Consider the following 15,393-nt stretch of genomic DNA (forward strand, 5'->3'; position numbering starts at 1 on the left):
CGGCCCCGCCCGAGCCGCCATGCAGTGAACCACCGCCCGAGCTCACGCCGACAGGAAACGGTAGAGATTGCGCAACATCGCGGCGGTCGCACCCCAGATGAAATACTCCTTGTCGGGCGAGGACTGCCAGGGCATGGAATAAAACTCGAGTTTGGTGCCTGCCAGGTCGAACGCCCGCCGCTGGTGATGGCGTGGGTCCATCAGGAACGACATCGGCACCTCGAAGACCTCGTCGACCTCGTTGGGGTCGTGCACCAGGTTCAGCCGGTCCAGCTCATCAGGCACCGGATCGATGAGCCCCACCACCGGCGTGACCACAAACCCCGTGCCCGTGGTGTAGGTGGGCAAGGTGCCCAGCACTTCCACCCGCTCTGGCGCCAGGCCCACCTCTTCCTGGGCCTCCCGCAGCGCCGTGGCCACCGGGGTCAGGTCAGAGGGCTCGCTGCGCCCGCCAGGAAAACTGATCTGGCCGCCGTGTTTTTTCAAGTGGGCGGTGCGCTGGGTGAGCAGCACCGCTGGCTGCTGCCGCATCACCAGCGGCACCAGCACGGCAGCCGCCACCGGATCCGGGGCCTGGTACCACCGCTCGACCTCGATGTCGGGCTGCCAGATGGGCGGCGTGCGAAAACGCTCGGCCAGCGCCGGTCGGCTCCAGCGTGCCGCATCCAGGGCGGGGAGGTGGAGATCGTGGCCGAGCAGTTCGGCCAGACGAGGGTCAATGGTCAGCGCCATGCGTCAATGATAAAAGCCGCCGACGCGAGTGCGAGGGCGGCTTGAAATATCCGAGCGGTGATATCGGCTCAGGCCAGCTTTTGCCTTGGGCGAAAGCCGGTTTGCCATGCGGTGCATGGCACCACTCAGCCTGACGCTGAGTGGCTTCGCTTCGCTCAGGCCAGCTTTTCCTTGATGCGTGCGGACTTGCCGGAACGCTGACGCAGGTAGTACAGCTTGGCGCGGCGCACATCACCACGGCGCTTGACTTCGATGTTGGCGATCAGAGGGCTGTACAGCTGGAACGTACGCTCCACGCCTTCGCCGCTGGAGATCTTGCGCACGATGAAGCTGCTGTTGAGGCCGCGGTTGCGCTTGGCAATCACGACGCCTTCATAGGCTTGCAGACGCTTGCGGGTACCTTCAACCACCTTGACGCTGACGATCACGGTGTCGCCAGGGGCGAACGAAGGAATGGTCTTGTTCAGACGAGCAATTTCTTCTTGCTCGAGTTGCTGGATGATGTTGGACATCAATGGGCTCCTAGATGATCTTGCCCGCACCTTGATGAATGGTGGGCTGGCGGCTACAGGGCAGCGCCCTGGGCTTCCAGACCGATGCGGTCGGGTAGAGGATCGGAAAACCCAAGATTATAGCGCAAGTCCGCGCAAAAAGTCTTCATCCTTTTTGGACAGCTCTCCGCGGGCCCGCGCGGCCTCGATCAGCTCGGGGCGGCGGCGGGCGGTGATCGCCAATTGCTGCTGCCGGCGCCACCGCGCGATCTCTGCATGGTGCCCCGACATCAACACGGCAGGCACCGACATGTCCAGGGGGTGCGCCTGCTCGCCACCGACCTGCGGCCCACCCAGGGTCAAGACCTCTGGCCGGCTGTAATGAGGGCAATCCAGCAGGCCGTTGGAAAAACTGTCCTGCTCGTGCGATGCGGCGTCATGCAGAACGCCGGGCTGCAGGCGTGCCACCGCATCCACCAGGGTCAAGGCGGGCAACTCTCCGCCGGACAGCACATAGTCACCCAGGCTGATCTCTTCGTCCACAAAGGCGTCAATGAAGCGCTGGTCCACGCCTTCATAGCGCCCGCACAACAACACACAGCCGGGAGAGGCCGCCAACTCGGCGACGCGCGCCTGGGTCAGGGGCCGTCCGGCTGGACTGAACAAGATCACCGGCAAAGGCCCCAGCCCCGCCTGGGCCTGGTGCTGGCGAATCGCCTGCAGGCAACGCACCAGGGGCTCCACCAGCATGACCATGCCGGGGCCGCCGCCAAAGGGCCGGTCATCCACCCGCCGATAGGCGCCCTCGGCGTGATCGCGCAAGGGCCACAGGTGCAACTCGACCAGGCGCTGCTCAAAGGCGCGGCGGGTCACGCCCACCTGCTGGAAGGGCCCGAACAGCTCAGGAAACAGGGTGATGATGTCGAAGCGCACGGCGCCTGTCACCGGACTCAGTAGTCCAGTCCCCAGTCGGCCACGATGCGACGCTCCGCCAGGCTGACGCTGTCGATGTAGGCCGAAACAAAGGGGATCAGACGCTCGATCGCGCTGCCGTCTGCGGCTTGGGCCTCGCAGCGCAGCACACAATGCGGCCCGGTTTCAATCAAACCAGCCACACGGCCCAGGGCCTCACCCTCACGGTTGAGCACGTCCAGACCGATCAGGTCGATCCAGTAAAACTCGTCATCGTCGGGGGTTGGGAACGCGGATCTCGACACGAACACGCGAGCGCCTTTGAGCGACTCGGCGGTGCTGCGATCGTCCACCCCTTGGGCGGTCACCACGATGGCGTCACCCTGCTCTCGGGCTTGGCGCACCTGAAGAAACCTGGGCTGGCCAAGCAAGTTGGGTACCGCCGGCCGCTTGACGCCACCCGGAAATTCGGCCGGTTTCAGAAACCAGCGCTTGGTGCAGAACAGGGCCTGGGGATCGGGCGAAAAAGGCAGAACCTTGAAGCCACCCTTGATGCCCCAGGCGTCCAGCACACGCCCCACCTCGACCGCATCGTCGGGCCACACCTCGCCATCGATCAGCACAGGGGCTTTGGCGGTGGTGGGCTCACTCATGCGGCAGGGCAGGCAAGGCGATCGACGAACGTCGATCAGGCCGCAGCGGCCTTGGCCTTGGCTTCGCGCAGCAGGCGAGCCACGGTGTCGGACATCTGGGCGCCATTGCTCACCCAGTGTTCGATGCGGTCGGTGGAGACACGCAGGGTTTCAGCCTGGCCAGATGCCACGGGGTTGTAGAAACCCACGCGCTCCAGGAAGCGGCCGTCACGGCGGCAACGGCTGTCAGCAGCCACGATGTTGTAGAACGGGCGCTTCTTGGAGCCGCCGCGCGAGAGTCGAATCACGACCATGATGTGTCCTTCAGTTGGGTTCAATCGACCATCCCGCCGGGAGACACTCGGGCGATCAGGCCAGGCGGTGCACACAAGGCCCAGGCCTCGCCGCACACCACAGGTTTTCAGCCCACTTAGATACGCGCAGGGCATTCACCCCACGTAGGCCGGAAAACCGCGCATTATAGTCAGCAACCGGCGATTTGGGTAGTCCCTCGTCCCGCGCGGCCCACATTCCCCTTTTTCGATCTCTTGTTCGATTTCTTGACGCCCTGCCCCTGCCATGTCTTCCAGCTCGTCTTCCATCAAGTCCAAGGCGCTGGCCACCTGGGCCGCCGTCCTGGGCGGCCCCTTCGGCCTGCACCGTTTTTACCTGTATGGGCTGAATGACCGCCTGGGTTGGCTGTGCCCCATCCCGACACTGGCCGGGGCCTGGGGCGTGCGCCGGGTGTTTGAGCTGGGCCAAAACGACCAACTGGCCTGGGTGCTGCTGCCGGTGTTGGGCTTCATGGTGGCGGCGTGCATGTTGCAGGCCATCATCTACGGGCTCACGCCAGACGAGGCCTGGCACGCACGCCACAACCGCCTGGTGCCGCCCGCACAGCGTCCTGCCAGCGGCTGGGGCGTGGTCATTGGCATCGTGACGGCCTTGCTGGTGGGGGCCACCGTGTTGATGTCGACCATCGCCTACTCGGGACAGCGCTACTTCGAATACCAGATTGAAGAGGCCCTGAAGATCAGCCAATGACACACCGCCACGGCATCGTGCGGCGCCACACGGCGACGGTGTGCAGGATAATCACGGGTTTTCTGCACCCCGACGCTGACCGCCCATGACCGCCGCCACGCCCCCGAACCAGAATGCCCCCCTCACCTACGACCAGGCCGGCGTCAACTACGACCTGATCGACCCGCTGAAGGTGGCCGCACAGCGTGCTGCCGCCGCCACGGGCTCGCACCTGGCCAGCCATGGCTTCAGCGAGGTGCTGGCATCCCGCGGCGAATCGGCCTATGTGGTCGATGTGGGCCCGATGTACCTGGCCTCGATCGTGGAATGCCTGGGCACCAAGACCCTGGTGGCCGACGAGATGGCCACCCTGACGGGCAAGAGCTACTACGACAGCATCGCGCAAGACACCATCGCCATGGCGGTGAACGACCTGATCACCGTGGGCGCCACGCCCCTGGTGGTGCAGGCCTACTGGGCCGCCGGTGGCTCGGACTGGTTTGGCGACAAGGTGCGCGCCAACGCCCTGGTGGCCGGCTGGAAAAAGGCCTGCGAGGTCTGCAACGTGGCCTGGGGCGGCGGCGAAACGCCTGCCCTGGCCGGCATCGTGGCCGATGGCCGGGTTGATCTGGCGGCATCCTGCACCGGCATCATCAGCCCCAAGACCCGCTTGTCGGTGGGCGATGCACTGGGCGCCGGCGACGCCATCGTCTTCCTGGCCTCCAGCGGCATCCACGCCAACGGCCTGTCGCTGGCGCGCAAGCTGGCCGAGCGCCTGCCCCAGGGCTACCTCACCGACATCGGCAACGGCCAAAGCTACGGCGAGGCCCTGCTGGCGCCCACCGTGCTGTACTCGCCCGTCACCGAAGCGCTGGCCAAAGAAGGCATCATCCCCAACTACTGCGCCAACGTCACCGGCCACGGCTGGCGCAAGCTGCTGCGCCACCCCAAGCAACTCACCTACCGCATCACCCAGGTGCCGCCCAAAACCCCGGTGCTGGCCTTCATGCAGAAGGAATGCGGCCTGGACGACCACGAGGCCTATGGCACGCTGAACATGGGCGCCGGCTTTGCGCTGTACGTCAAGCCCGAGCACGCCGAGCGCGTGGTGGCCGTGGCCAAGGGCCTGGGCATCGACGCCTGGGTGGCGGGCCGCGTGGAAGACGGCCCCAAACAGGTGATCATCGAACCGCTGGGCGTCACCTACGGTGCGGATGAATTGCAACTGCGCTGACCACATTGACAAGGCGGGCGCTCGGGATCGCCTACAATCCACGGTGACGGGCCTCCCCGCATGGGGGCGCGGCCAACCGGGTCAGATCGGGAACGAAGCAGCCCTAACCGTTTGCCTTCAGTGCCGGGGTTAAGGCTCGTCACCCCCTCTCTTTTCCCCGATTCTTCCTCCTGATTCATTCGGGTCTGGATGCCTGCCACCGCGACACGGTGCGCCGTCTGGTCGGGCCATCCGTCCCTCAGCTGACGGCATTCATGGCAACGACCACCCTCTCTGCAGCACGCCCCGCCCCTGAAGGCACCAGCACGGTGTCCATCGACCTGGGCGACCGAAGCTACGACATCCTCATCGGCGAGGGTTTGCTGGAGGCGGCCGACACCTTCGCTGGCCTGCCGCGCGCCAGCAAGGCGCTGATCGTGACCAACACCACGGTGGGCCCGCTGTACACAGCGCGCCTGCGCCAGGCCATCGCACCGCTCTACCAGCAGGTGCTGGATGTGGAGCTGCCCGACGGCGAGCAGTACAAAGACTGGCCCGCGCTGAACCAGGTCTTCACCCGCCTGCTGGAAGAAGCCGCCGACCGCAAGACCGTGCTGTATGCCCTGGGGGGCGGCGTGGTGGGCGACATGACCGGTTTTGCCGCCGCGTGCTACATGCGCGGCGTGCCCTTCGTGCAGGTGCCCACCACCTTGCTGGCCCAGGTGGATTCGAGCGTGGGCGGCAAGACCGCCATCAACCACCCGGCCGGCAAGAACATGATCGGGGCCTTCTACCAGCCCCTGCGCGTGGTGTGCGACCTCGCCACGCTGGACACCTTGCCGCAGCGCGAGTTGCTGGCCGGCCTGGCCGAAGTCATCAAGTACGGCCCCATCGCCGATGCGGAGTTTCTGGCTTGGCTGGAAGCGCACATGGACGCCCTGCTGGCGCGTGACCGGCAGGCCCTGAAGTACGCCGTGCAGCGCTCGTGCGAGATCAAGGCCTGGGTGGTGGGGCAAGACGAAAAAGAGTCTGGCCTGCGCGCCATCCTCAACTACGGCCACACGTTCGGCCACGCCATCGAGGCGGGCCTGGGCTACGGCGAATGGCTGCACGGCGAGGCCGTGGGCTGTGGCATGGTGATGGCGGCCGACCTGTCGGCCCGATTGGGCCTGATCGACGAGACCACCTCACAGCGCATCCAGGCCTTGATCGCGCGCACCGGGTTGCCCGTCAAGGGCCCGGCCCTGAGTGCCGACCGCTACCTGGAGCTGATGCAGGTGGACAAAAAAGCCGAGGGTGGCGAAATCCGTTTTGTGGTGATCGGCCCGCTGGGCACCGCCGGCATGCGTCCCGCGCCCGAGCGCCTCGTGCGCGAGGTCATTGCGGCGCACACGTGCTGACACCGCACCAAGCAGGCACGCACCATGTGGCTCGCCCCCTACGCCAGTCATCCTGAGAAGACCAAGGGGCGCCGCCATGCGGAAGCGCCCGCGCCCACCCGGAGCGATTTTCAGCGCGACCGCGACCGCATCGTGCACAGCACGGCCTTCAGGCGCCTGGTGTACAAGACGCAGGTGTTCCTGAACCACGAGGGCGATCTGTTTCGCACGCGGCTGACGCATTCACTGGAGGTGGCCCAGCTGGGGCGCTCCATCGCTCGCTCTTTGGGCCTCAATGAAGACCTGGTCGAAGCCATTGCACTGGCCCACGATCTGGGGCACACCCCCTTCGGTCACGCCGGGCAGGATGCCCTGAACGATTGCATGAGGCCGCATGGCGGCTTCGAACACAATCTGCAGTCGCTGCGCGTGGTTGATGAGCTGGAAGAGCGCTACCCGGCTTACAACGGTCTGAACCTCAGCTTCGAAACGCGTGAGGGCATCCTCAAGCACTGCTCTCGCCAGCACGCAGAGATGCTGGAGGCCCACGAGCCGGGTGGGGTCGGCCAGCGTTTTCTGCAAGGCACGCAACCCAGCCTGGAGGCACAGTTGTGCAACCTGGCCGATGAGATCGCCTACAACGCCCACGACATCGACGACGGTGTGCGCTCGGGACTGATCACCCTGGAGCAGTTGGATGTGGTGCCGCTGTTCACACGCTTCCGTGACGAGTCGCTGAAGGAATTTCCGCACGTGCAGGGCCGCCGCCTGTTGTTCGATGCCATCCGGCGCATGCTGTCCCAGCAGGTGTACGACGTCATCGACGCCACGCAGGCACGCATTGCCGAATACATGCCGCTGACGGCCGATGAGGCACGAACCTGCCCGCCCCTGGTGCGCTTCACCGCCGAGATGCGCGATGCCAGCACCCAGCTCAAGCGCTTCCTCTTCAAGGCGCTGTACCGCCACGAACAGGTCAACGACACCACAGCGCGCGCCAAACAGGTGGTGGTCGAGTTGTTCGAGGTGTACGTCGATCGCCCCCAGGACATGCCAGACGACTTTGCCCAGCGTGGTGACCGGCATCGCGCGGTGGCCGACTACATCGCGGGCATGACCGACCGATTCGCCATCCGCGAGCACGAGCGACTCACGGGGCAACGCCTGTTTCAGGACCACTGACCCATGCCCACCGTTGCCCTGGTGATGATTGCGCGCAACGAGGCCCGCTGCATCGCGCGTTGCCTCAACAGCGTGCGCACCTGGGTGGACCGCATGGTGGTGCTGGACACCGGATCGTCCGATGACACGATGGCGATCGCCCGCGCATGCGGGGCAGAGGTTCATGAGGCCGCCTGGTCAGACGATTTTTCTGCCGCACGCAACCAGGCACTGGCGCTGGGCGGGTGTGACTGGCATCTGGTGCTGGATGCAGATGAGTGGTTGATATCAGGCGGCGAGGCGCTGGCCGCGCTGCGCGAACAGCCGCCGGAGTTCGTGGGCACGCTCACCGTGGACAGCGTCTTCGAGCAGGCGATCGGGCCACAAAGCTGGTCGCCCTCGCACCAGTCACGGGTGCTGCCAGGCACGGTTCGCTACACCGGCCGCATCCACGAGCAGCCAGCGCACCAACTGCCCGTTCGTCATGTGCCCATCGTGGTGGGACACGATGGTTACCTGCCTGAGCCCATGGCCCGCAAAGGTGAGCGCAACCAGCGATTGCTGGCGCAGGCCTTGCGCGACACGCCCGATGACGACTATCTGCTCTACCAGTTGGGCAAAGACCACGATGTGCATGGCCGCTACGCACCGGCCTGCGACGCATTGCTGAAGGCCTTGGCCTTCTGCCCCGCGCAGGCGCCTTACCGCCATGACCTGGTGCTGCGCACCTTGCACGCGCTCAAGCAGTTGAACCGCCTGCCAGAGGCCATCGACCTGGCCCAGCAAGAGATGCCGCACTGGTCACACTCTGCCGACTTTCACTTCACGGTGGGCGATGTGCTCTTGAGTCATGCGGTGAGCCTGCCGCCCGAAGAGGCCCAGGAGGTGCTGCCGCTGATCGAAGCCTGTTGGCTGCGCTGCATGGAGCTGGGTGACACCCTCACCCTTGAGGGTGCCGTGAAGGGACGTGGCAGCCACCTGGCTGCACACAACCTGGTGGTGTTCTACGAAAGCCTGGGGCTGCCCGAGCGCGCCGAACCCTGGCGCATCGTGGCAGCCTCCGCCAACACCCGCTGATTTGAGGGGCCTGGAGGCCGGCAGCCTCAAGTCCCTGCCCGAGTGGCCGACAACATCAGACCGGGCCTCGCGTCTTGCGTCAGCCAGATCAAGATCCCGGGCAATTCGAGAAATAAAGCACTTAAGTCAGCGCCACTTTGATCGATAACCAAACCAACGGTGCTTGACAAGGCACCGGGGTCCGGTTAGCCGGCCAGACGTTTCGGGCAGCGATGCAAGAAGCACTGGATGACTAGCGTCGGGCAAGCTGTTCTTAGACGCAGTCATCTTGCAGTTTGGTTTACGAAATAGGAGTCCACCATGGCACAGTCAGTCAACACCAACATCATCTCGCTGAATGCCCAGCGCAACCTCAGCACCTCCCAGTCTTCTCTGGCCACCTCGATGCAACGCCTGTCCTCGGGTCTGCGCGTCAACTCTGCCAAGGACGACGCCGCCGGTCTGGCCATTGCCGAGCGCATGAGCGCCCAGGTTCGCGGCATGAACGTCGCTGTGCGCAACGCCAACGACGCCATCTCGCTGACGCAAACCGCTGAAGGCGCCCTCGGCAAGATCGGTGACAACATGCAGCGCATGCGTGAACTGGCGGTGCAGTCCCGCAACGCCACCAACAGCACCGGCGACCGCGCCAACCTGCAAAAGGAATTCCTGCAACTGCAGGAAGAAATCGGCCGCACGATCGAAGGCACCAAGTTCAACGGCAAGGCCCTGTTCGCTGGTGAAGGCGCCGACCTGGAATTCCAGGTGGGTGCAGGCACCACCGCCCAGGACAAGATCACCGTGACCGGCGCCACCCTGAACGGCGGCACCACCGGCGCGGCCCAGACCGTGATCGATGCCTACGACAACGCCACCGATGACGCCAGCCGTCAAACGGCGGTGGTCGACATCATGGCCTCCGTCATCGACACCGCGTGGGCCACCGGCGCCACCGGCATCGGCATCGGCGGTGTGGACAGCACCGGCGCTGATGCCTCCATGCAAGACATCGATGACGCCATCAACGTGATCGACAAGGCCCTGGACATCGTCAACGACAAGCGCGCCTCCTTCGGTGCGGCCCAGAACCGCTTCGAAGCCGTGATCTCGAACTTGCAGGTCAACATCGAGAACCAGTCGGCTGCCCGCGGTCGCATCATGGATGCCGACTTCGCCACCGAAACCTCGAACCTGTCTCGCTCGCAGATCCTGCAGCAGGCTGGCGGCGCCATGGTGGCCCAGGCCAACCAGCTGCCCCAGCAGGTTCTGTCCCTGCTGCGCTGAGCACGGCTCAAGCCCTCGAACGCCACCCTGCGGTGGCGTCACTCAGCCGACCTCCGGGTCGGCTTTTTCATTTTGATCAGTTGAGAATTGGGCGGAGAAAGGGCTTTTCATCGCCGCATTGCACCCCTCGAAGTTGCCGAATACTGATGACAACAGGTCGAAGCAACGGTTCATGACGACTTTGGCCTGCATACCGCAGGCCGGCCTTCTCGGCCGGGAGTCATGAGTTCTTAGGAGTGCACCATGCCCCAGACGATCAACACCAACATCATCTCGCTGAATGCTCAGCGCAACCTGAACACCTCGCAGACGTCGCTGGCGACGTCGATGCAACGCCTGTCTTCAGGCTTGCGGGTGAACTCGGCCAAGGACGACGCGGCCGGCCTGGCGATTGCCGAGCGCATGAACAGCCAGGTGCGTGGGATGAATGTCGCCATCCGCAACGCCAACGACGCCATCTCGCTGGCACAGACGGCAGAAGGTGCACTGGGCAAGATCGGCGACAACCTGCAGCGCATGCGCGAGTTGGCCATCCAGTCGCGCAACGCCACCAACAGTGACGGCGACCGAGCCAACCTGCAGAAAGAATTCCGCGAGCTGCAAAAAGAAATCAGCCGCACGATCAACAGCACATCGTTCAACGCCAAGCCCCTGTTTGATGGCTCGGCTGAAGAAACGATGTCCTTCCAGGTCGGCGCCGGCACCACCGAATACGATCGCATCGACCTGGGGTCGATCAACATGGTGAGCAACACCGCAGGCGACACCACCCCGGTCGCCGCGGCTCGCACCACCTTGAGCGACAACCTGACCGATCCGCCCCCGATTGCCGCCGCCAGCATCGCCGATGTGATGCAAACGGTGGTGAAGAACCTGGGCACCGATGGCGCCGACGCAGGCGACGCGGAAGGCCTGGCCATCGGCGGCTATCAGGCCGACGACACCACCCCGGTGGATGGTGACATCATCGACCAGAGCATCCGCATGATCGATGGCGCACTGGACAAGATCAACGATGCCCGGGCCACCTTTGGTGCTGCGCAGAACCGCTTCGAGGCCGTGATCGCCAACCTGCAGATCAACGTCGAGAACCAGGCCGCCGCCCGCGGCCGGATCATGGACGCGGACTTCGCGGCCGAAACCGCCAACCTGTCGCGTGCCCAGATCCTGCAGCAGGCGGGCACCGCCATGGTGTCTCAGGCCAACCAGTTGCCACAGCAGGTGCTGAGCTTGCTGGGCCGATAAATACGCACGGCAGTCAGCGGACGGCGAAGATCTCCGCTCAAGTTTCTGCCGATGCAGCCGATTCTCCCGTCGTCCAGGTGTCTCGAATGAGCCCTGGACGAATGTGCATTGGAGGTACCCATCATGGCCACACTGAGTTCACTGGGCGTTGGCGCCGGATTTGACACGGAGTCTCTCGTCACCAAGTTGGTGTCGTTGGAGAAAGCTCCCGCAGAAAAGATCCTGAGCGAAACCACGAAGCTCAACACGAAGCTGTCGACCTGGGGCCGCGTGCAAAGCTCCTTCTCTGCCCTGAAAGACGCCGCATCGGCGCTCAACAAAGACAGCTTCTGGAACGCCACCACGGCCACCAGCAGCGACAGCGCATCGGTGTCTGTGACCACCAGCGCCGGTACCCCTTCGGGCGCCTACTCGGTGAATGTCACTTCCCTGGCCACGGCCCAGTTCATCAGCTCCAACGCTTACGCTGACAAAACCGCCGTGGTGGGCGACGGCACGCTGACCATCACCTTTGGCACCTACGAATCCGACGGGGGCGAGCCCCCTGCCATCACGTTCGCGGCCAAGGCGGCGGCGGCGGCCATCGACATCCCCATCGGCCCTGGCGACAACACGCTGGAGAAGATCCGAGACCGCATCAACGCCGCCAACGCGGGCGTGACGGCCTCACTGGTCACCGACGCTGCCGGCACGCGCCTGGTGATGCGCGGCCCCAACGGAGAGAGCAACGGCTTCAAGGTGGATGTCGCAGAGGGCACCACGCCCGGTCTGTCGGCGCTGGCTTTTGACGCCAGCACGGGCGCGACCAGCAGCATGACCAACAACCAGATGGCCGCCAATGCCAAGGCCACCATCAATGGCATCGAGATTTCCTCGGAAAGCAACACCCTGAGCAATGTGCTCGATGGCCTGACCCTGCAACTCAACAAGGTCACCACATCGTCGGTGGACATCTCTGTCAGCGAAGACAAGGCCAGCATCCGAACGGGCATCGAGGCCTTCAAAACCGCCTACAACGACCTGGTCGGGCTGATCCGTGTGCAGACGCTGTACGACGCCGACAGCAAGACCGCCGGGCCGCTGCAGGGCGACTCGACCGCCAACGGGCTGCTGAGGCAGATTCGCAGCCTCGCCAGCACCACCACCTCGGCTTCATCCACCTTCAACCGGCTGTCGGCCGTGGGCTTTGACATCGGCACCGATGGCACCTTGTCCATCAACAGCAGCAAGCTCGATGACGCCATGGACAACCTGCCAGAGCTGCAAAAGCTCTTTGCCAATGACAGTGAAGATGTGGCGGCCCAAGGCATTGCGCAGCGCTTCCAGTCGCTGGCGGCGCAGATTGTGGACACCGACGGCATCATCAGTTCGCGCCAGGAAGGCATCAAGGCGTCGATCAAGCGAAACGACGAAAAGATCGAGCGCCTGGAAGACCGTGTGGCCTTGGTCGAAGCGCGACTGCGCAAGCAGTACACCGCGCTCGACACCAGCATGGGCAACCTCACAGCGCTTCAGAGCTACGTCACGGCCCAACTGGCAGCACTGACCAACAACTCATCTTCTTGAGCCGTTCAGCGGCCTGCGGGTTGAACAAAATGCGCAGGCAAGCAGGCCCTGTTCAACAGGCAACCGGTTCAAGTGGCACAGGCGGCAGCCGATAACACATACATCAACGTCACCATGCAGAGCACACCGATGTACGCACCTGCCAGCCCCTTCTCCCGCCCCATTCCCGCAGGCGCCAATGCCCTGTCGGGCATGTACCGCCAGGTCGGTCTTGAAACCAGTGTCACCGGCGCCTCGTCGCATCACCTGGTCACGCTGCTGTTCGATGGCTTCCTGGATGCATTGACCGAAGCACGCGGCGCCTTGCTGGCCAAGGACATGGCCGCCAAAGCACGCGCACTGTCTCGCGCCATCCGCATCGTCGATGAAGGCCTCAAGGCCTGCCTCAACGTCGAGGCCGGCGGCGAACTGGCGCTGAACCTGCGTGACCTGTACACCTACATCAGCCTGCGCCTGACCCAGGCCAACCTGCGCAACGACCACCAGGCGCTGGACGAATGCACCCAGCTGATTCAGCCGGTGCGCGAGGCCTGGCTGGCCATCAAGCCCGCCGCAAGTGCCCAGGCCGCGCAAGGCGGTATGGAGGTGAAAGCATGAACGCCCCCGAAACACTCACCGCACCCGAAGAAGAACTGTTGGGAGCCGCCAACTTGATCACCTACTACGAAGCCATCGAACACGCCAGCCACGACATGCTGCACGCAGCCCGTGCAGGCGACTGGGACACGGTGGTGAAGCTGGAAGGCGCCTGCGCCGTGCTGATCTCGCAACTCAAGCACGCCGCCAACGAGCACCCGCTGAACACCGATGAACTGGCGCTCAAGAGCCGCATCATGCAGCGCATCTTGCTCAACGATGCCGAGATCCGTAACCTGGCCGAGCCCTGGCTGAACGACCTGAGCCGCATGATCGACGGCCAGACCGATCCCGGCAAAATGCATTGAGGCCTCATGGCAGCCGCAGCGATGCAAGACGACTTTCGGCTGACTTCCGAGGCCGAGATTGACGAACTGCTCCAACGCCTGCTGTCAGAGCGGGCGTTGGTCAGTCTGAGCAACCCGCAGGGGCAGCATTGCGCCACCCTGCTGAGGGCGACCGACCGGGCTCGCGGCATCATCGTGCTGGACGCGCCACTGGACCGCCTGTCACTGGAGCAATCCCAGGCCTCTGGCGAAGTGCAGGCCGTGGCGTACCTCGACAGCATCAAGCTGCAGTTCGAGGTGGAATCGCCCATGCTGGTCCAGCACGGCCACGATGCCGTGCTGCACGCACGGTTGCCCAAGGTCGTGTATCGATTCCAGCGGCGCGAGGCGTTCCGTGTTCGCCCCTTCGTCACCCAGTCACCCTGCGCCACGTTCACGACCCCAGCGTCGCCAGACGACGCGATCAGCCTGCGCATCCTGGACATCAGCCTGACGGGGGTGGGCCTGTGGCTGCCCGCCAACATGCAGGGGGTCGAGCCCGGCCTGCAACTCGACCGCTGCCAGATCCGGCTGGACGACACCACGGAGCTGGAAACCGCCGTGCGGGTGCTGCACGTGACGCCGCTGAACGCCACCCCCGCAGGCGCCCGCCTGGGGTGCGAATTCGTGCGGCTGGGCGCTGACGAACGGACGCTGCAAAGCTACATCCACCAAACACAGAAACGGCAGCTGACACTGGCCGTGCGCCCGTGACATCCGGGTTAGCATCGGCACATGAGCCGATTTGAAGAAGACCTCGCCGCCCCCGGTCAACCCCACCCTGCCCACTGCGTCATTGCCACGCGAGAAAGCCGCCTGGCGCTGTGGCAGGCCCACCATGTCAGCGACCTGCTGAGCGAACGTTGGGGGGCCCGCATCGAATTGCTGGGCATGACCACCCGGGGCGACCAGATCCTGGACCGCACCTTGTCCAAGGTGGGCGGCAAGGGGCTGTTCGTCAAAGAACTGGAGATGGCACTGGAAGACGGGCGGGCCGACCTGGCGGTGCACTCGCTGAAGGACGTGCCGATGGACCTGCCGGCCGGATTCACCCTGGCGGCGATCCTGGAACGCGAAGACCCACGGGACGCCTTCGTGTCAAACCACCACGCCGACCTGAGCAGCCTGCCCGATGGCGCGGTGGTGGGCACCTCCAGCCTGCGGCGCATGGTGCAGATTCGGCGCTGGCGGCCAGACCTGCGCATCGAGCCCCTGCGAGGCAACCTTGACACCCGCCTGCGCAAGCTGGATGAGGGCGACTACGACGCCATCGTGCTGGCCACCGCCGGGCTGAAACGCCTGGGGCTGGAAGGCCGCATTCGGTGCAGCCTGCCCACCGACCAGATGCTGCCCGCCGCGGGCCAAGGAGCCCTGGGCCTGGAGATACGCAGTGACCGCCCCGACCAGGCCCTCTGGACCCAGGCGCTCGCGCGCCTGAACCACCCCGCCACATGGCTGTCGTGCCAGGCGGAACGGGCCGTGTCACGGGCCATGGGCGGCAGTTGCTCCATGCCCCTGGCCGCGCACGCACAATGGCTGCCTGGCACGGCCGGCACCCTGCACTTGCGCGCCCTGCTGGGTCATCCTGTGCAAGACCGCTGGGTCGAGGCCGAAGCCACCGCCACCGTCACGCACACCGACCAGGCGCAGGCGCTGGGCACCTCGGTGGCCCAGGCCTTGAAAGACCAGGCCGGCCCGGACTGGTTGGCCGCCCTGCAGCAGTGAGGCCGTCGCCCC

At 64.9% G+C, this 15,393-nt stretch carries 18 protein-coding genes and 1 other RNA gene; 13 read left to right on the forward strand and 6 right to left on the reverse strand.

The features are described from left to right. Positions 1 to 42: 42 nt before the first annotated feature. The 5 genes from WNB94_RS04295 to rpsP form a co-directional block, all read right to left on the reverse strand. Positions 43 to 732 carry a CoA pyrophosphatase gene (locus WNB94_RS04295; RefSeq protein ID WP_341388628.1) on the reverse strand — a complete coding sequence of 230 codons (690 nt, stop codon included), beginning with the start codon at positions 730 to 732 and terminating at the stop codon, positions 43 to 45. Positions 733 to 887: 155 nt separating this feature from the next. Beyond that, positions 888 to 1,244, reverse strand: a complete 357-nt coding sequence (rplS, locus tag WNB94_RS04300) for a 50S ribosomal protein L19 (protein WP_341388629.1) — start codon at positions 1,242 to 1,244, stop codon at positions 888 to 890. Positions 1,245 to 1,361: 117 nt separating this feature from the next. After that, positions 1,362 to 2,156: a tRNA (guanosine(37)-N1)-methyltransferase TrmD gene (gene trmD, locus WNB94_RS04305; RefSeq protein ID WP_341388630.1), complete on the reverse strand. Its 795-nt coding sequence runs from the start codon at positions 2,154 to 2,156 to the stop codon at positions 1,362 to 1,364. Between the two features lie 17 nt (positions 2,157 to 2,173). Beyond that, complete coding sequence (rimM, locus tag WNB94_RS04310; protein ID WP_341388631.1) at positions 2,174 to 2,788, reverse strand: ribosome maturation factor RimM; 615 nt, start codon at positions 2,786 to 2,788, stop codon at positions 2,174 to 2,176. A 35-nt stretch (positions 2,789 to 2,823) separates the two neighbouring features. After that, positions 2,824 to 3,081: a 30S ribosomal protein S16 gene (rpsP, locus tag WNB94_RS04315; protein WP_341388633.1), complete on the reverse strand. Its 258-nt coding sequence runs from the start codon at positions 3,079 to 3,081 to the stop codon at positions 2,824 to 2,826. A 265-nt stretch (positions 3,082 to 3,346) separates the two neighbouring features. Between rpsP and WNB94_RS04320 the strand changes: the two genes are divergently transcribed. From WNB94_RS04320 to WNB94_RS04350, 7 genes are all read left to right on the forward strand, one after another. Beyond that, entirely contained in the window at positions 3,347 to 3,811 is a 465-nt protein-coding gene (locus WNB94_RS04320) for a hypothetical protein (protein WP_341388634.1), read from the forward strand. 85 nt (positions 3,812 to 3,896) lie between these two features. Then, a complete protein-coding gene (locus tag WNB94_RS04325; protein ID WP_341388636.1) occupies positions 3,897 to 5,024 on the forward strand; it encodes an AIR synthase-related protein in 1,128 nt (375 codons plus the stop codon). Positions 5,025 to 5,069: 45 nt separating this feature from the next. After that, positions 5,070 to 5,168: signal recognition particle sRNA small type (gene ffs, locus WNB94_RS04330), an RNA gene on the forward strand. A 110-nt stretch (positions 5,169 to 5,278) separates the two neighbouring features. Then, positions 5,279 to 6,403: a 3-dehydroquinate synthase gene (gene aroB, locus WNB94_RS04335; RefSeq protein ID WP_341388637.1), complete on the forward strand. Its 1,125-nt coding sequence runs from the start codon at positions 5,279 to 5,281 to the stop codon at positions 6,401 to 6,403. Between the two features lie 24 nt (positions 6,404 to 6,427). Next, on the forward strand, positions 6,428 to 7,564 hold the full coding sequence (locus tag WNB94_RS04340) for a deoxyguanosinetriphosphate triphosphohydrolase (RefSeq protein WP_341388638.1): 1,137 nt from the start codon (positions 6,428 to 6,430) through the stop codon (positions 7,562 to 7,564). Between the two features lie 3 nt (positions 7,565 to 7,567). Further along, a complete protein-coding gene (locus WNB94_RS04345) occupies positions 7,568 to 8,620 on the forward strand; it encodes a glycosyltransferase family 2 protein (RefSeq protein WP_341388639.1) in 1,053 nt (350 codons plus the stop codon). 300 nt (positions 8,621 to 8,920) lie between these two features. Further along, entirely contained in the window at positions 8,921 to 9,883 is a 963-nt protein-coding gene (locus WNB94_RS04350; protein WP_341388640.1) for a flagellin N-terminal helical domain-containing protein, read from the forward strand. Positions 9,884 to 9,925: 42 nt separating this feature from the next. On the opposite strand, the gene WNB94_RS04355 is transcribed toward WNB94_RS04350, so the two are convergent. Next, a complete protein-coding gene (locus WNB94_RS04355) occupies positions 9,926 to 10,075 on the reverse strand; it encodes a hypothetical protein (RefSeq protein ID WP_341388641.1) in 150 nt (49 codons plus the stop codon). A 51-nt stretch (positions 10,076 to 10,126) separates the two neighbouring features. On the opposite strand from WNB94_RS04355, the gene WNB94_RS04360 reads away from it, so the two are divergent. From WNB94_RS04360 to hemC, 6 genes are all read left to right on the forward strand, one after another. Further along, positions 10,127 to 11,128 carry a flagellin N-terminal helical domain-containing protein gene (locus WNB94_RS04360; RefSeq protein WP_341388642.1) on the forward strand — a complete coding sequence of 334 codons (1,002 nt, stop codon included), beginning with the start codon at positions 10,127 to 10,129 and terminating at the stop codon, positions 11,126 to 11,128. Between the two features lie 123 nt (positions 11,129 to 11,251). Beyond that, positions 11,252 to 12,694, forward strand: a complete 1,443-nt coding sequence (gene fliD / locus WNB94_RS04365) for a flagellar filament capping protein FliD (protein WP_341388644.1) — start codon at positions 11,252 to 11,254, stop codon at positions 12,692 to 12,694. Positions 12,695 to 12,808: 114 nt separating this feature from the next. Then, positions 12,809 to 13,291 carry a flagellar export chaperone FliS gene (fliS, locus tag WNB94_RS04370; protein ID WP_341388645.1) on the forward strand — a complete coding sequence of 161 codons (483 nt, stop codon included), beginning with the start codon at positions 12,809 to 12,811 and terminating at the stop codon, positions 13,289 to 13,291. Beyond that, positions 13,288 to 13,638 (forward strand): flagellar protein FliT, encoded by a 351-nt coding sequence (locus tag WNB94_RS04375; RefSeq protein WP_341388647.1) that lies wholly within the window; start codon positions 13,288 to 13,290, stop codon positions 13,636 to 13,638. Before fliS ends, WNB94_RS04375 begins: the two co-directional genes overlap by 4 nt. A 6-nt stretch (positions 13,639 to 13,644) precedes the next feature. Beyond that, positions 13,645 to 14,370 carry a flagellar brake protein gene (locus WNB94_RS04380; RefSeq protein WP_341388648.1) on the forward strand — a complete coding sequence of 242 codons (726 nt, stop codon included), beginning with the start codon at positions 13,645 to 13,647 and terminating at the stop codon, positions 14,368 to 14,370. A 21-nt stretch (positions 14,371 to 14,391) separates the two neighbouring features. After that, positions 14,392 to 15,381: a hydroxymethylbilane synthase gene (gene hemC / locus WNB94_RS04385; RefSeq protein WP_341388650.1), complete on the forward strand. Its 990-nt coding sequence runs from the start codon at positions 14,392 to 14,394 to the stop codon at positions 15,379 to 15,381. The last annotated feature ends 12 nt before the right edge of the window (positions 15,382 to 15,393 follow it).

Origin of the sequence: Aquabacterium sp. A3 (assembly GCF_038069945.1) — a bacterium.
Lineage (GTDB): Bacteria > Pseudomonadota > Gammaproteobacteria > Burkholderiales > Burkholderiaceae_C > Aquabacterium.

Excerpts from the sequence above, each read along its gene's own strand:
- WNB94_RS04355 (WP_341388641.1), bottom strand. The coding sequence starts at position 10,075 with ATGCAGGCCAAAGTCGTCATGAACCGTTGCTTCGACCTGTTGTCATCA.
- WNB94_RS04325 (WP_341388636.1), top strand. The coding sequence starts at position 3,897 with ATGACCGCCGCCACGCCCCCGAACCAGAATGCCCCCCTCACCTACGAC.
- WNB94_RS04380 (WP_341388648.1), top strand. The coding sequence starts at position 13,645 with ATGGCAGCCGCAGCGATGCAAGACGACTTTCGGCTGACTTCCGAGGCC.
- hemC (WP_341388650.1), top strand. The coding sequence starts at position 14,392 with ATGAGCCGATTTGAAGAAGACCTCGCCGCCCCCGGTCAACCCCACCCT.
- aroB (WP_341388637.1), top strand. The coding sequence starts at position 5,279 with ATGGCAACGACCACCCTCTCTGCAGCACGCCCCGCCCCTGAAGGCACC.
- rplS (WP_341388629.1), bottom strand. The coding sequence starts at position 1,244 with ATGTCCAACATCATCCAGCAACTCGAGCAAGAAGAAATTGCTCGTCTG.
- WNB94_RS04320 (WP_341388634.1), top strand. The coding sequence starts at position 3,347 with ATGTCTTCCAGCTCGTCTTCCATCAAGTCCAAGGCGCTGGCCACCTGG.
- WNB94_RS04350 (WP_341388640.1), top strand. The coding sequence starts at position 8,921 with ATGGCACAGTCAGTCAACACCAACATCATCTCGCTGAATGCCCAGCGC.
- WNB94_RS04375 (WP_341388647.1), top strand. The coding sequence starts at position 13,288 with ATGAACGCCCCCGAAACACTCACCGCACCCGAAGAAGAACTGTTGGGA.
- WNB94_RS04345 (WP_341388639.1), top strand. The coding sequence starts at position 7,568 with ATGCCCACCGTTGCCCTGGTGATGATTGCGCGCAACGAGGCCCGCTGC.
- fliS (WP_341388645.1), top strand. The coding sequence starts at position 12,809 with ATGCAGAGCACACCGATGTACGCACCTGCCAGCCCCTTCTCCCGCCCC.
- fliD (WP_341388644.1), top strand. The coding sequence starts at position 11,252 with ATGGCCACACTGAGTTCACTGGGCGTTGGCGCCGGATTTGACACGGAG.
- WNB94_RS04340 (WP_341388638.1), top strand. The coding sequence starts at position 6,428 with ATGTGGCTCGCCCCCTACGCCAGTCATCCTGAGAAGACCAAGGGGCGC.
- rimM (WP_341388631.1), bottom strand. The coding sequence starts at position 2,788 with ATGAGTGAGCCCACCACCGCCAAAGCCCCTGTGCTGATCGATGGCGAG.
- rpsP (WP_341388633.1), bottom strand. The coding sequence starts at position 3,081 with ATGGTCGTGATTCGACTCTCGCGCGGCGGCTCCAAGAAGCGCCCGTTC.
- WNB94_RS04360 (WP_341388642.1), top strand. The coding sequence starts at position 10,127 with ATGCCCCAGACGATCAACACCAACATCATCTCGCTGAATGCTCAGCGC.
- WNB94_RS04295 (WP_341388628.1), bottom strand. The coding sequence starts at position 732 with ATGGCGCTGACCATTGACCCTCGTCTGGCCGAACTGCTCGGCCACGAT.